A 13,889-nucleotide genomic window follows, 5' to 3' on the forward strand; every position below is an offset into this window, starting at 1 on the left:
CAATTCACAAATCGGGCAGCACCTGCCGCGCCGCGCCCCAGCCTGCCAGCCCGCGCCCGTTCGCACGTTCGATCAGCTCGGCGGCATCGCGCACGCTCCAGCGTGCGGGGGTGTCGATGTCCTTGAGCTCGGTCCACGACACCGGCGCCGCCACCGGCGCCCCCGGCCGTGCGCGCGCGACATACGGCAGCACCGCGGTGCTCCCGCGCTGGTTGCGCAGCCAGTCGAGGAAGATCCGCCCCTTGCGCTTGGCCTTCGACATCGTCGCGACATAGCGTTCGGGCTCGTTCGCCGCCAAGGCGCGGCAAAAGCGGTCGGCGAACGACTTGACCGCGGGCCACTGCGCCACCGGGGTCAGCGGCACCACCACATGCACCCCCTTGCCCCCCGACAGCATCGCGAAGCTCGTCAGCCCCAGATCGGCCAATTGCGTCTTGATATCGATCGCCGCGCGCTTGACCTCGTCGAAGCCGAGCCCCTCGTCGGGGTCGAGGTCGAATACCAGCCGATCGGGCTTTTCGACATCGCCCACCAGCGATCCCCAGCCGTGAAACTCGATCGTCCCCATCTGCACGCACGCCGCCAGGCCGTCGGCGTCGTCGACATATAGATACGGCTCGGTCGATCCGTCCTTCTCGCGGATATCGACCTGGTGGACCTGCTTGCCGAAGCTTCCCGCGTCGTGCTTCTGGAAGAAGCATTGCTTGGCGCGCCCCTGCGGACAGCGCACCAGGCTGATCGGCCGGTTCGCCGCGAAGGGCAGCAGGATTCCCGCGACATCGGCATAATAATCGGCGAGCTGGCCCTTGGTGATCCCGTCCTCGGGAAAGATGATGCGATCGGCGCTGCTGATCTTCACGCTCGACGCCGCGCGCTCGACCGCCACCGGCACCTCGGCCACCACGTCCTTGGCCGCCTTGTCGCCGCGCAGGCCGAGGTAGCTCGCATGCCGCAGCACGCCCTCTCCGGTGAATTCGGCAAACGCCACCTCGGCGACCAGCTTGGGGGTCACCCACTGCGCCCCGCGCGCCGCGGCCTGGGGCACGTCCACCGGCGCGGTCTTGCGCGCGAGCTTTTCGAGCCGTCCCAGCAGATCGTCCTGCGTCGCGGCATCGAAGCCCGTCCCGACCTTGCCCGCATAGACCAGGCCGTCGTCGCCGTGCAGCCCGACCAGCAACGACGCGAAGCCGCGCCCCTTGGCCTTGGTCGGCAGCCAGCCGACGATCACGAATTCCTGCCGCCGCGTGCACTTCACCTTCAGCCACGCCTTGGTCCGCGTGCCGCGATAGGGCGCGTCGATCTTCTTCGACACGATCCCCTCATAGCCCTCGCGGCACATCGCCTCGAACAGCTCTTCGCCCGCGCCGACGACATGCTCGGCGAACTGGATGCGATCGTCCTCGGCGGGGATCAGCGGACGCAACCGCTCCTTGCGCTGCACCAGCGGCAATGCGGCAAGATCCTCACCACCTTCTGCCAGCAGGTCGAACGCGAACAATGTCAGCCCGTCGCCGCCCTCCGAAATCGCCTTCTGCAATGTCGAGAAATCGGGCTTGCCATCCTTGAATGCGACGATCTCGCCATCGATCAGCGCGGGCGCGATCGTTTCGGCGACCGCGACGATCCCGGGAAACTTGTCCGACCAGTCGAGCCCCGACCGCGTGAAGACCTTGGCGCTAGGCCCGGTGGAGATCAGCGCGCGATAGCCGTCATATTTTACCTCGTGGAGCCAGCCGTTCCCGGCAGGCACCGAGTCGACCAACGTGGCGAGCTGCAACGCCCTAAATCCTCCCCCAGCGGTGGAGGGGGCTTTCCGCGAGCGCACCGCCTGCGGCTCCCCCCCTCCACCACGCCCTGCGGGCGCGGTCCCCCTCCCCCGCTGGGGGAGGATTTTAGGGGCCGCCTTCCCCTCGGCGATCTCGGCCATCGTCCGCCCGGTCTTCACGCTGGTCAGTTCGCCCTCGACCAGCGCATCCGATCCCCCCGCATAGGCATCGTTCACCTTGCGCAGCAGCCAGTTCTCGCCGCGTTCCTTGCCGCGCGGTTTCAGCCGGATCATCATCCACTCGCCGCGCATCCGCTGCCCGTCGAGTATGAAGTGTAGATGGCCGTCCTCGATATCCTTCGCCGACTTGCCCGCGATCGGCGCCCAGCTGCCGTCGTCCCACAGCATCACCGTCCCGCCGCCATATTCCTTGGCCGGGATCACGCCTTCGAAATCGCCATACGACAGCGGATGGTCCTCGGTTCGCACCGCGAGGCGCTTGTCGTCGGGGTTTAGGCTAGGCCCGCGCGTCACCGCCCAGCTCTTGAGCACCCCGTCGACCTCGATGCGGAAATCATAATGCAGCCGGCTGGCGTCGTGCTTCTGCACGATGAAGCGGTTGCCCTTGCCCTTCTCAAGCGTCCCGGCGGGTTCGGCGGTACGCGAGAAATCGCGCTTGGCGTTATATTTGGCGAGCGGATCGGGGGCTTTAGCCACGGCGATCCCTTTCTCCCCGTTCGTTTCGAGCGAAGTCGAGAAACCCATATGGCGCGCTTAGCTGCCGTTTCTCGACTTCGCTCGAAACGAACGGTGGCCCCATCACGCCCGCTTCCTCGCCGGCGCCTTCTTCGCCGCAGCAGCCTCGGTCGGCACCTTTTTCACGGGTGCCTTCGCCGCCGGCGCCTTCTTCGCCGCCGGCTTCTTGGCATCCGCCCCCGTCGTCGCCCCCGGCTTTTCGAGCGACTTCTTCAGCGCCGCCATCAAATCGACCACGTTCGACCCGCGCTTCGCCGGCGCCTCGTCGGCCTGCTCGATGATCTTGCCCCCCTTGGCCTTGCGCTTGCGCTCGATCAGCTCCCTCAGCGCATCGACATAGCGATCGTGGAAGATCTGCGGATCGAACTTCGCGCTCTTCTTGCTGATCAGCGTCTCGGCCAATTCGAGCAGATCCTCGTCGGGCTTCGAATCGGGGATGTCGCGGAAATAGCCCTGCGCCTTGTGGACCTCGTCGGCATAGCGCAGCGTCTCGAGCACCATCCCGCGCCCGCACGGCTTGAGGCTGACGACATATTCGCGCCCGCGCAGCGCCAATTGCCCCAGCCCCACCTTCTTCGTCCGCTTCAGCGCCTCGCGCAGCACGATGAACGCCTCCTCTGCCAGGTCGTCGGCGGGCACCACGAAATAGGGCTTCTCGTAATAGAGCACGTCGATCTCGTTGGCATCGACGAACTGCGTCAGCTCGAGCGTCTTCTTCGATTCGAGCTTCACCGCCTCGATCTCGTCCTGTTCTAGCAGGACGTACGATCCCTTCTCGATCTCGTAGCCCTTCAGGATATCCTCGGCATCGACCGGGCCGACGCCCGCGACCACCTTCTCATACGCGATCGGCTTGCCCGTCGGCTCGTGGATCTGGCGGAACGACACCGACGCCCCCGACCGTGTCGCCGAATAGATTTCGACCGGGATCGACACCAGCGCCAGCCGGATCTGCCCTTGCCAATATGCACGTGCCGCCATCGCCGGTTCCTTCGTTGCGAAGGCGATTCAATTCGCGAGGCGGCGAGTCGTTCCGCCCCGGCACGATCCCCCTGCGATACCGTCGCGATACAGCCTCTGGGCGGGGCTGTCCTACAAGCGGTCACTTGCGCTAAGGGGCGCTATGCGAAATCCCGCTTCCAATGCCCGCCTTTGCTCGCGCGCCCTGCATCCGTTTGGCGCGGAGAAGGGCAATTCGGGGGGGACGTGGTGTAGCTTTTGTAGCCTTCCGAGCGCGAATCACCCATGACGACCGATCCGATTGCCACCTTCACCGCCTGGCTCGACGAAGCGCGGGCCAGCGAACCCAACGACCCCACCGCGATGGCGCTCGCCACCGCCGATGCCGCCGGCCGCCCCTCGGTGCGGATGGTGCTGCTCAAGGGGCATGACGATGCAGGCTTCGTCTTCTACACCAATCGCGGCAGCCGAAAGGCCGGCGAGCTCGAACAGAACGCCCATGCCGCGCTGCTCTTCCACTGGAAGAGCCTGCGCCGCCAGGTCCGCGTCGAGGGCCATGTCGAATGGGTGAGCGACGCCGAATCGGACGCCTATTTCGCCAGCCGCGGCCGCGATTCGCAGCTCGGCGCCTGGGCGAGCGACCAATCGCGCCCGCTCGCCGATCGCGCGACCTTCGAAGCACGCTTCGAGGAAGTGAAGGCGCGCTTCGACGGCACCGGCGTGCCGCGCCCCCCCTTCTGGGGCGGCTATCGGATCGTCCCCGCGCGGATCGAATTGTGGAACGACCGCGCGCACCGCCTGCACGAGCGCCGGGTCTTCGAACGATCGGCCCCTAATGCCGGCGCCGGCTGGACCGAAGGAATGCTGTTCCCATGACGCTCGACGAACGCCGCCGCTTCATTCCGCTCGCGATGCGCGCTGCGCTGGCGAGCGTTGCAATGGCGCTGTTCCTGCTTGCGCTCAAGGGCTTCGCCGCGTGGCACACCGGCTCGGTCGCGATGCTCGGCAGCCTTGCCGATACCGGGCTCGACCTGCTGGCAAGCCTGGTGACGTTGTACGGCGTCAAGCTCGCGGGCGAGCCCGCCGACCACGACCATCGCTTCGGCCATGGCAAGGCCGAGGCGCTGGCGGCGTTGTTCCAGGTCGCACTCATTACTGCGTCGGCGCTGGCGATCGGCTGGCGCGCGATCGTCGCCTTCCAGTCGCCCCAGCCCACCGCCGACGCCGAATTCGGCATCGGCGTGTCGGTGATCGCGATCGGCGCCACCGCCGCGCTGCTGCTGTATCAGCGCAGCATCATCCATCGCACCGGATCGGTCGCGATCATGGCCGACAATGTCCATTACCAGTCCGACGTGCTGCTCAACGCCGCGGTCATCGGTGCGCTCGCGCTCGACCAGTTCGCCGGGCTCACCTGGGCCGATCCGGTGTTCGGCATCGCCATCGCGCTCTGGCTGGGCTGGGGCGCGTTCAAGGCATCGTCGAACGCGATCGACCAGCTGATGGACAAGGAATGGCCCGAAGCCCAGCGCGCCGCCTTCATCGAGGTCGCCGCGCGCCAGCCCGGGCTCAAGGGGATCCACGATTTCCGCACCCGTCGGTCGGGCGCGCATGATTTCGCGCAGTTCCATATGGAGGTCGATTCGACGCTCACCGTCGCCGCCGCGCACGACATCGTCGAGAATGTCGAGCGCGCGCTTCGCCGCAGCCACCCCAAGGTCGAAGTGCTGATCCATCTCGATCCGCAGGGGCATGTCGATACCGACAATCCGCTGGTCGAGGCCGACGTCACCCCCCATTGGTTCGGGAAGCGCGTGTGAAACTACCCTTTGCCCAGGTCGACGCCTTCGCGACGCGTGCCTTCACCGGCAATCCCGCGGCGGTGCTCCTGCTCGACGCATGGCTCGACGATTCGGTGCTCCAGGCGATCGCCGCCGAGAACAACCTCAGCGAAACCGCCTTCCTGGTGGCCGATCGCAACGAACAGGCCGATTATCTGCTGCGCTGGTTCACCCCGACGGTCGAGGTCGCGCTGTGCGGCCACGCAACGCTGGCAGCGGGGCATTATGTGCTGCGCCACACCGATTTCCACCGCGAATGGGTGCGCTTCATGACGCGCAAGGCGGGCGTGCTCGAGGTACGCGAGGACGATCACGGATATGCGATGGCGCTGCCCGCCTATCCCCCCGAACGCGCCGACATGGCGCCGATGGTCAAGGCGCTCGGCGTCACCGATCCCGTCGATACGCGGTGGCACCCCAATGGCTATGGCGTCGTCGTGCTCGCCGACGAAGCTGCGGTGCTGGCGGTAAAGCCGGACTTCGCCGCGCTCGCCGCGATCGGCGACACGCTCAACATCGTCACCGCGCCCGGCGAGTCGACCGACGTGGTCAGCCGCGTCTTCGCCCCCGCCGCCGGGATCGACGAAGACCCCGTTACCGGCAGCGCGCACGCGGTGATCGCCCCCTATTGGGCCAAGCGCCTCGGGCGAAACCGCTTCACCGCGCTCCAGGCAAGCCAGCGCCGTGGCCATCTCGACTGCGAAGTCGACGGCGCGCGCGTGATCGTGCGCGGCGCCTGCGTCACGGTGATCGAGGGAAGCTTCGAGGTCTGATCCGTAACCCCGTTCGCACTGAGCCTGTCGAAGTGCCGTTCTTTCTCTTGTTGAAGTATCCGCCCACCTAAGCCGCGAGCAACGCCGCCTCGGTCTCGGCGATCCACCCGCCGCCCAGCACGCGCTCGCCGGCATAGAATACCGCCGCCTGCCCCGGCGCGACTCCATATTCGAGGGCATCGAACACCACCCGGTCGCCGTCGAGCCGCGCGTCGACGGGCTTGGCCATCGATCGCACCTTGGCGGTCAGCGGCCCGCGATGGTCGCCGCCCAGCCAGTTCATGTCTTCGATCCGCGCCGCCGCCACCGCCAGCGCAGCGCGCGGGCCCACCAGCACGCGCTTGGTCTCGGGGTCTAATCGGACGACGTAGAGCGGCTCGGTCAAGCCACCGATCTCAAGCCCGCGCCGCTGGCCGACGGTATAGTTGACCAGCCCGCGATGCTCGCCCAGCACGCGCCCGTCGAGATGGACGATCTCGCCCACCGCCGCCGCCTGCGGTCGCAGCTTGCGCACCAGCGAGGCATAGTCGCCATCGGGGACGAAGCAGATGTCCTGGCTGTCGGGCTTGCCCGCCACCCCCAGCCCCATCTCGGCCGCCATCTCGCGCACCGCCGCCTTGGGCAGCCGGCCCAGCGGAAAGCGGAGGAAATCAAGCTGCGCGCTGGTGGTCGCGAACAGGAAATAGCTCTGGTCGCGCGCCGGATCGACCGCGCGGTGGAGTTCGGGGCCGTCCGCGCCGATCACCCGCTGGACATAATGCCCCGTCGCCAGCGCATCTGCGCCGAGGTCGCGCGCCATCTTGAAGAGATCGGTGAACTTGGGCCCCATGTTGCATTTCACGCAGGGGATCGGGGTGCGCCCGGCAAGATAGCTGTCGGCGAAATCGTCGATCACCTGTTCGCGGAACGACGATTCATGGTCGAACACATAATGCGCGATCCCCAGCCGGTCGCAGACGGCGCGGGCATCGCGGATGTCGCGACCCGCACAGCAGCTGCCCGCGCGCCCCACCGCCTCGCCATGGTCGTAGAGCTGGAGCGTCACGCCGATCGTCTCGGCGCCCGAACGTGCCGCGAGCGCCGCCACCACCGAGCTGTCGACCCCGCCCGACATGGCGACGACGATGCGCGGCGTGCGATTTTGGCCTGTGCCAAGCTGGAAATCGGCTTCGATCATCGGTCCGTCACATAAGGCGCGCGGTCCGTCGATGCAAAACGCGTCTTTACCAGCCCTTCAGTTATGGTCGCTACCCCGGCTGCATGATCGAGTTGCAGTCGTGGATCTGAGTTTCGCCCGGTTCGACCGTGGTACCATCGTCACCGCGGTGCCCGGTGGGCTCGCGGTGCTGTTGGCCGCGGCGGCTGGGCGGCAGGCGGGCAGCGTCACCGCTCGATTGCAGGCGCGGCTGGCGTTGCAGCCAGTGACCGAAACCGCGCCGCTGCGATGCGACGCTGCATTCAATGCCGCTACCGCCGCAGCGCTGGCACGACGGACTAGCGAATGAAGACGATGTTTACCCTTGGATTTCAGCCGATCTTCAGAGGCACGGTGTACAAGATGATGAAATTGACGGGGGCCCCCCGCCCCGATCGAGGGTACCTATGATCGAGAATCAAAAGATCCGACCTGCCAAGGTGATCGGGCCGCTCGGCGAACCGCTCACGCTCGACACGCTACCGCCCCCCAGCACCACGCGCTGGGTGGTCCGGCGCAAGGCCGAAGTGGTCGCCGCGGTCAATGGCGGGCTGCTGACGGTCGATGAAGTGTGCGAACGCTACAATCTGACGGTCGAGGAATTTGCCAGCTGGCAGCGTGCGATCGATCGCTCGGGGATGCCGGGACTGCGGGTGACGCGAATCCAGCATTATCGTTCTCTGTACGAGCGCCAGACAAAATTCTGATCTTTTTGCAACCCTCGGGCACTCGTTTCAAAACGTTGCCGGAACATTCCGCCGCTTCGCGAGTCATTACCTTCCGAACCGCCCGGCTGATTCCGGGCGATAACAGAGGGAAGAATAACATGGTGGGTCTTATCGTATGGCTTATCGTCGGCGGCGTCGTCGGTTGGCTTGCAAGCATGGTCATGCGCACTGACGCGCAGCAGGGCGTGCTGCTGAACATCGTCGTCGGCATCGTCGGCGCGTTCATCGCAGGTCTGATCTTCAACGGCGGTTCGATCAATCAGCAGATCACGATTACGTCGTTCCTGACGTCGCTGGTCGGCGCGATCATCCTGCTCGCGATCGTCAACTTGGTACGTCGCGGCCGCGTTCGCTAATTTCTGCGAACGTAAAGCCAAGCCGAAAAGGGCCGTCCCAGCGGGGCGGCCCTTTTTTATTGCGCGTCCTTTATCGCCTTGGCCTCAGCGTAGCGCGAAGCGGACATTGAGCGTGATCGCGACCTCCTGCTCGCCCGGGGCGATCTTGGTGCGGACATCGGCTTCCATCCGCGCGCTCTGCATCATCACCGGCATCGGCTGGGCGATCTGCCCGCTTTCGCTGATCGACACGATCCGATCGACGCGAAGCCCCGCCGCGCGGGCGTATAATTCGGCGCGGGCGCGGGCGCGCTTCACCGCATCGGCGCGCGCTTCGTCCATCGCTGCATCGGGTTCGGCCAGCGTCAGATTGGGCCCGTCGATCTGGTTGGACCCCGCGCTCACCAGCGCGTCGAGGATCGTCCCGCTCTTGGCAATGTCGCGAAAACGGACGTTGACCCGGTTCGACGCTTGATAGCCGGTGAGAATCGGCGGTTGGTTCTCGCCATAGCGATATTGCGGGCTGAGCGAGATCGACGCGGTCTGGACATCGCGATCGGCGACGCCGGCGCGCTTGAGTGCCGCCAGGACGCGCGCCATCGCGGTAGCGTTGGCGGTCATCGCCTCGCTTGCGGTGGCGGCCTGGGTTACCACTCCCGCACCGATCGTCGCCAAATCGGGCACCCGCGTGGTGCGCCCCTCGGCGACGACGTCGAGCAAGGTGACGTCGGCGGGCGCCGCTGCAGTCACGGTGGTCTGCGCGGCGACGGGCAGCGCGCCTTGCGTAAGAATCGCAGCAGTAAGGATCAGGAATCGCATCGAATTTCTCCGCCCCGGGGATGAGTCGCGTCCATCAGGTGCCATAAAGTCGGCAACCTCGGCTGAACGAAATCGATCCGACTTTAGTCGATTCGCGTCCGTACCGAAAGGCGCCCGCCGGGCATCCGCATTCGCTTGCGATATCACGTTGGAACGGGCATCTCATCGCATTAGAAATCGGTGGCTTGAGACCGGTGAGTTATTCCTGTAATACAGCGAGATTGCGGCAGGTCGATCCCGATCGGGATCGGCTCGCCGGGCGTACCAAGGGGTGGATGGATGAATTACGAAAGTTCGACGATCGAGAGTGACGGGCGGTTGCTGCCCGGCGAGGTCGTCGAGCCCAAGCGTCGGCGCTGGGTCATCATCGCGATCGTCGTCGCGATCGCGATCGCTGCGGGGGCGTGGTTCTTCCTCGCCCGCGGCGACGATGCCGCGGCAGCCAAGACCGCCGCGGCAGCTGCCGATAAGGGGGGCCAGATTCCCACCGTCACCGTCGCGGTGCCCGGACGCCAGACGATTCGCACGATCCTGTCGGGCACCGGCTCGCTCGCCGCGCGGCGCGAGATGCCGATCGGCGTCGTCGGCGAGGGCGGCGTCGTCACCCGCGTGCTGGTCGAACCCGGCGATCTGGTGCGCGCGGGGCAAGTGCTCGCCACGGTCGATCGCTCGGTGCAGACGCAGACCGCGCAGTCGCTCGCCGCGGGCGTCGAAGTCGCGCGTGCCGACGCGCGGATCGCGCAGTCCGAGCTCGATCGTGCAGCCCAGCTCGTCGCGCGCGGCTTCGTGTCCAAGGCCGATGTCGAGCGCCGCACCGCCACCCGCGACGCCGCGCGCGCACGCGTCAGCGTCGCCCAAGCGCAGTTGGCCGAGGCACGCGCCCGCAATCAGCGGCTCGACATCCGCGCGCCCGCTGCCGGGCTGGTTCTGTCGCGCGATGTCGAGGCGGGCCAGATCGTCGGCGGGGGCCAAGCGGTGCTGTTCCGCATCGCGATGAACGGCCAGATGGAGATGCGCGCGCAGATGAGCGAAAACGACCTTTCACGAATTTCGGTCGGCGTTCCCGCGGAAGTCACGCCGGTCGGCACCAACCTGACCGTGAAGGGCGAAGTCTGGCAGGTTTCCCCGGTGATCGACCCGCAGACCCGCCAGGGAATCGCGCGGATCGCGCTGCCCTTCAACCGCGCGCTTCGCCCCGGTGGCTTTGCCAGCGCGAGTATCGTGGCGGGCGCGGCGGTCGCGCCGCTGCTGCCCGAATCGGCGGTTTTGAGCGACACCCAGGGTAATTACGTGTATGTGCTCAACGGCAAGCAGGAGGCCGTGCGGCGCGGCGTCACCGTCGGTGAAGTGTCCGACCGCGGGGTTTCGATCATGAGCGGGCTCGAAGGCAATGAACGCGTGGTGCTGACCGCCGGTGGCTTCCTGACGCCGGGGCAGAAGGTGAATCCGCAACTGACGACGCTCAAGCAATAGGCGACAAGCTGCCATGAACTTCCGCAACATCTCGGCCTGGTCGATCCGCAACCCGGTGCCGTCGCTCGTCCTGTTCGTGGCGCTGACGCTGGCGGGGATCGTCAGCTTCATGCGGATGGACGTGAACCAGGACCCCGACATCGATTTCCCGATCGCGATCGTGGTCATCAGCCAGCCGGGCGCGGCGCCGACCGAGCTCGAAACGCAGGTCACCCAGCGCGTCGAGGCGGCGGTACGCAGCCTGCAGGGCATCGATCAGATCGAATCGAACGTCACCGAAGGCACGTCGCAGACGATCATTCAGCTCAACATCGGCACGCCGATCGACCGCGCGGTGCAGGATGTACGCGAAGCGGTGAACCAGATTCGCGGCGACCTGCCCGAGGGTATTCTCGAGCCGCAGGTGTTCCGCGCCAACACCACCGACAACGACCTGGCGAGCTTCACCGCGGTCGCCCCCGATATGACGATCGAACAGCTCAGCTGGTATGTCGACAACACCGTCGCCAAGGAATTGCTGTCGGTGCCCGGCCTGTCGGCGGTCGATCGCATCGGCGGCGTCAATCGCGAGATCCGCGTCGTCCTCGACCCTACGCGGCTGCAATCGATGGGGCTGACCGCCAGCCAGGTGAACCAGGCGCTGCGCCAGGTGAACCTCAACGCCGCGGGCGGGCGCGCCGAGATCGCTGGCTCCGAACAATCGGTACGCGTGATCGGCAATGCCCAGACCGCCTATGATCTGGGCCAGACGCAGATCCCCGTCGCGGGGCGCACGGTTCGCCTGTCGGACATCGCTCAGGTGCGCGACAGCATCGCCGAGCGCCGATCGAACGCCGAATATAACGACGCGCAGGTCGTCGCGTTCGACATCAAACGCGCCAAGGGCGAATCCGACGTCGCGGTCTTCTATGGCGCGCAGGAGAAGCTGAAGGCACTCAACGAACGCAATTCGAAGGTGCGGTTCGAGCTGCTGTTCAACAACGTCAAATATGTCGAGGCGCAATACGAAACCGCGATCACCGCGATGGTCGAAGGCGCGATCCTGGCCGTGATCGTCGTCTTCTTCTTCCTGCGCGACTGGCGCGCGACGATCATCTCGGCGCTGGCGATTCCGCTCTCGGCGATCCCCGCCTTCTGGTTCATGGACCTGATGGGGTTCACGCTGAACCAGATGACGCTGCTGGCGCTGAGCCTGGTCGCGGGCGTGCTCGTCGACGATGCGATCGTCGAGATCGAGAACATCGTGCGACACATGCGGATGGGCAAATCGGCCTATCAGGCGTCGATCGACGCCGCCGACGAGATCGGCATGGCGGTGCTGGCGACGACGATGGCGATCGTCGCGGTGTTCCTGCCCGTCGGCATGATGCCCGGCATTTCGGGGCAGTTCTTCAAGAATTTCGGCCTCACCGTCGTCGCGGCGGTGCTCGTCAGCCTAGCGGTCGCACGGCTCATCACGCCGATGATCGCCGCGTATTTCCTGAAGTCGAAGGGCCATGCCGTCCATGGCGAGGGCTGGGTGATGGACCGCTATGTCGGGCTGCTGCGCTGGTCGCTCAATCGCGATCGCGCGGCACGCGTCGCGGCAAAGGGTGGGTTCAACCGCTTCATCGCCCCGATCTTCGATCATCGTTTGTGGGTGATGGGGCTCGGCGCACTGGCGATGGCGGCGACCGCGGCGCTGCTGATGGTGCTGCCGCAGACGTTCCAGCCGACGCAGGATCAGGACAATTCGACCGCGACGATCGAAATGGTCCCCGGCACCACCCTGGCGCAGACGCAAGCGGTGGTCGACCGCGTCAGCGACCTGCTGGCGGCGCAGCCCGCGGTCACCGACACCTATGCCCGCGCCTTCGTCGGCAACGGCCGCGTCACCGCGATCCTGGCCGAGGACAAGGAGATGACCAGCGTCGAGTTCGAGCGCAGCCTCGCGCCTGAACTCAACAAGATCCCCGACGCGCGCGTCGCCTTCCGCTCGCAGATGGGCTGGGGATCGAGCGGGCGCGACCTGTCGATCACGCTCGGCGGCGAAGACCCGGTGCTGCTCAACGAGACCGGCAACAAGATCATGGCCGAGATGGCGACGCTGCCGATGGTGGTCGCGCCGCGCGTGACGGGCGACATGCAGCGTCCCGAGATCACGATCCGCCCGCGCCTCGACCTGGCGGCGAGCCTCGGCGTGACGACGCAGGCACTGTCGAGCGCGATCCGGATCGCGACGCTCGGCGACATCGACCAGAACAGCGCGCGCTTCTCGCTCAACGATCGCCAGATCCCGATCCGCGTCGCGCTGAGCGAAGACGCGCGTGAGAAATTGTCGACGATCGAGAATCTGCCGGTGCCCACCAATAGCGGCGGATCGGTTCCCTTGCGCGTCGTCGCCGATATCGGCTTCGGCGCGGGTCCCACGCGGATCGACCGGATCAACCAGCAGCGCCGGCTGATGATCGGCGCCGATCTCGCCCCAGGCGTCGTCTCGGGCGAGGCGATGAAGGCGATCGACACGCTGCCGACGATGCAGAACCTGCCGATCGGCGTGAACCGGCTGACGCTGGGCCAGGCCAAGTGGCAGGGCGAGATGATCAACAACTTCATCGTCGCGGTCATATCGGGGATCCTGCTGGTCTTCGCGGTGCTGGTGCTGCTCTACAAGCGGATCATGCCGCCCTTCGTGAACATGGGGTCGCTGCTGCTCGCGCCGCTAGGCGGGCTGCTCGCACTGTGGCTTACCGGCAACCCGATCTCGATGCCGGTCTATATCGGGCTGCTGATGCTGCTCGGCATCGTCGCCAAGAACTCGATCCTGCTGATCGATTTCGCACTCGAGGAGATGGAGCATGGCGTCGACAAGTTCACCGCGATCGTCGACGCCGGGCACAAGCGCGCGCAGCCGATCGTAATGACCACCGTCGCGATGGTCGCGGGCATGGTGCCCACCGCCTTGTCGCTGTCGGGCGACGGATCGTGGCGCGCGCCGATGGGGATCACCGTGATCGGCGGGCTGATCGTCTCGACGATTCTCACGCTCGTGATCGTTCCCGCCAGCTTCAGCCTTGCGGTCGGCATCGAACGTTGGATCGGGCCGCGGCTGTCGAAGCGGCTGCTCACCTATCGCCCCGGCGATGGCGATCCCGTCGGCCCGACGCTCGACCACACCCCCGGCGGGCGGATCCCCTATCGGCCAGGGCAGGGCGGACCGGGCACCCAGCCCGCCGAGTGAACCTTCGCCCCGCTGGGGGATTAT

Annotated in this window: 12 protein-coding genes; 8 read left to right on the forward strand and 4 right to left on the reverse strand. The window is 66.4% G+C overall.

Annotated elements, in window-relative coordinates; translation table 11 throughout:
• Nucleotides 1–4: 4 nt before the first annotated feature.
• A complete protein-coding gene (ligD, locus tag NMP03_RS11595) occupies nucleotides 5–2,482 on the reverse strand; it encodes a DNA ligase D (RefSeq protein WP_256505571.1) in 2,478 nt (825 codons plus the stop codon).
• 102 nt (nucleotides 2,483–2,584) lie between these two features.
• Entirely contained in the window at nucleotides 2,585–3,502 is a 918-nt protein-coding gene (ku, locus tag NMP03_RS11600) for a non-homologous end joining protein Ku (protein WP_256505572.1), read from the reverse strand.
• 264 nt (nucleotides 3,503–3,766) lie between these two features.
• Between ku and pdxH the strand changes: the two genes are divergently transcribed.
• From pdxH to NMP03_RS11615, 3 genes are read left to right on the forward strand one after another with little or no spacing between them, the layout of a single operon-like run.
• The gene (gene pdxH, locus NMP03_RS11605; protein WP_256505573.1) at nucleotides 3,767–4,357 is read left to right on the forward strand and encodes a pyridoxamine 5'-phosphate oxidase; all 591 of its coding nucleotides are present in this window, start codon (nucleotides 3,767–3,769) and stop codon (nucleotides 4,355–4,357) included.
• Nucleotides 4,354–5,301: a cation diffusion facilitator family transporter gene (locus tag NMP03_RS11610; protein WP_256505574.1), complete on the forward strand. Its 948-nt coding sequence runs from the start codon at nucleotides 4,354–4,356 to the stop codon at nucleotides 5,299–5,301. The genes pdxH and NMP03_RS11610 overlap by 4 nt, the downstream gene beginning before the upstream one ends.
• Complete coding sequence (locus NMP03_RS11615; RefSeq protein ID WP_256505575.1) at nucleotides 5,298–6,095, forward strand: PhzF family phenazine biosynthesis protein; 798 nt, start codon at nucleotides 5,298–5,300, stop codon at nucleotides 6,093–6,095. Before NMP03_RS11610 ends, NMP03_RS11615 begins: the two co-directional genes overlap by 4 nt.
• Nucleotides 6,096–6,162: 67 nt before the next feature.
• On the opposite strand, the gene mnmA is transcribed toward NMP03_RS11615, so the two are convergent.
• Complete coding sequence (gene mnmA, locus NMP03_RS11620; protein ID WP_256505576.1) at nucleotides 6,163–7,272, reverse strand: tRNA 2-thiouridine(34) synthase MnmA; 1,110 nt, start codon at nucleotides 7,270–7,272, stop codon at nucleotides 6,163–6,165.
• 100 nt (nucleotides 7,273–7,372) lie between these two features.
• Here mnmA and NMP03_RS11625 point away from each other — a divergent pair, with 100 nt between their 5' ends.
• The 3 genes from NMP03_RS11625 to NMP03_RS11635 all read left to right on the forward strand — a co-directional run bounded on the left by NMP03_RS11625 (nucleotide 7,373) and on the right by NMP03_RS11635 (nucleotide 8,374).
• Nucleotides 7,373–7,600, forward strand: a complete 228-nt coding sequence (locus NMP03_RS11625; RefSeq protein ID WP_256505577.1) for a hypothetical protein — start codon at nucleotides 7,373–7,375, stop codon at nucleotides 7,598–7,600.
• A gap of 97 nt (nucleotides 7,601–7,697) precedes the next feature.
• On the forward strand, nucleotides 7,698–7,997 hold the full coding sequence (gene sciP, locus NMP03_RS11630; protein WP_033920667.1) for a CtrA inhibitor SciP: 300 nt from the start codon (nucleotides 7,698–7,700) through the stop codon (nucleotides 7,995–7,997).
• A 122-nt stretch (nucleotides 7,998–8,119) separates the two neighbouring features.
• Nucleotides 8,120–8,374 carry a GlsB/YeaQ/YmgE family stress response membrane protein gene (locus NMP03_RS11635; protein WP_256508107.1) on the forward strand — a complete coding sequence of 85 codons (255 nt, stop codon included), beginning with the start codon at nucleotides 8,120–8,122 and terminating at the stop codon, nucleotides 8,372–8,374.
• Between the two features lie 84 nt (nucleotides 8,375–8,458).
• On the opposite strand, the gene NMP03_RS11640 is transcribed toward NMP03_RS11635, so the two are convergent.
• On the reverse strand, nucleotides 8,459–9,172 hold the full coding sequence (locus NMP03_RS11640) for an SIMPL domain-containing protein (RefSeq protein WP_256505578.1): 714 nt from the start codon (nucleotides 9,170–9,172) through the stop codon (nucleotides 8,459–8,461).
• A 279-nt stretch (nucleotides 9,173–9,451) separates the two neighbouring features.
• Here NMP03_RS11640 and NMP03_RS11645 point away from each other — a divergent pair, with 279 nt between their 5' ends.
• Together NMP03_RS11645 and NMP03_RS11650 are read left to right on the forward strand one after the other, a co-directional pair.
• The gene (locus NMP03_RS11645) at nucleotides 9,452–10,645 is read left to right on the forward strand and encodes an efflux RND transporter periplasmic adaptor subunit (RefSeq protein ID WP_256505579.1); all 1,194 of its coding nucleotides are present in this window, start codon (nucleotides 9,452–9,454) and stop codon (nucleotides 10,643–10,645) included.
• A gap of 13 nt (nucleotides 10,646–10,658) precedes the next feature.
• Nucleotides 10,659–13,865 (forward strand): efflux RND transporter permease subunit, encoded by a 3,207-nt coding sequence (locus NMP03_RS11650; protein ID WP_256505580.1) that lies wholly within the window; start codon nucleotides 10,659–10,661, stop codon nucleotides 13,863–13,865.
• Nucleotides 13,866–13,889 lie beyond the last annotated feature (24 nt).

The organism is Sphingomonas qomolangmaensis, assembly GCF_024496245.1.
Lineage (GTDB): Bacteria > Pseudomonadota > Alphaproteobacteria > Sphingomonadales > Sphingomonadaceae > Sphingomonas > Sphingomonas qomolangmaensis.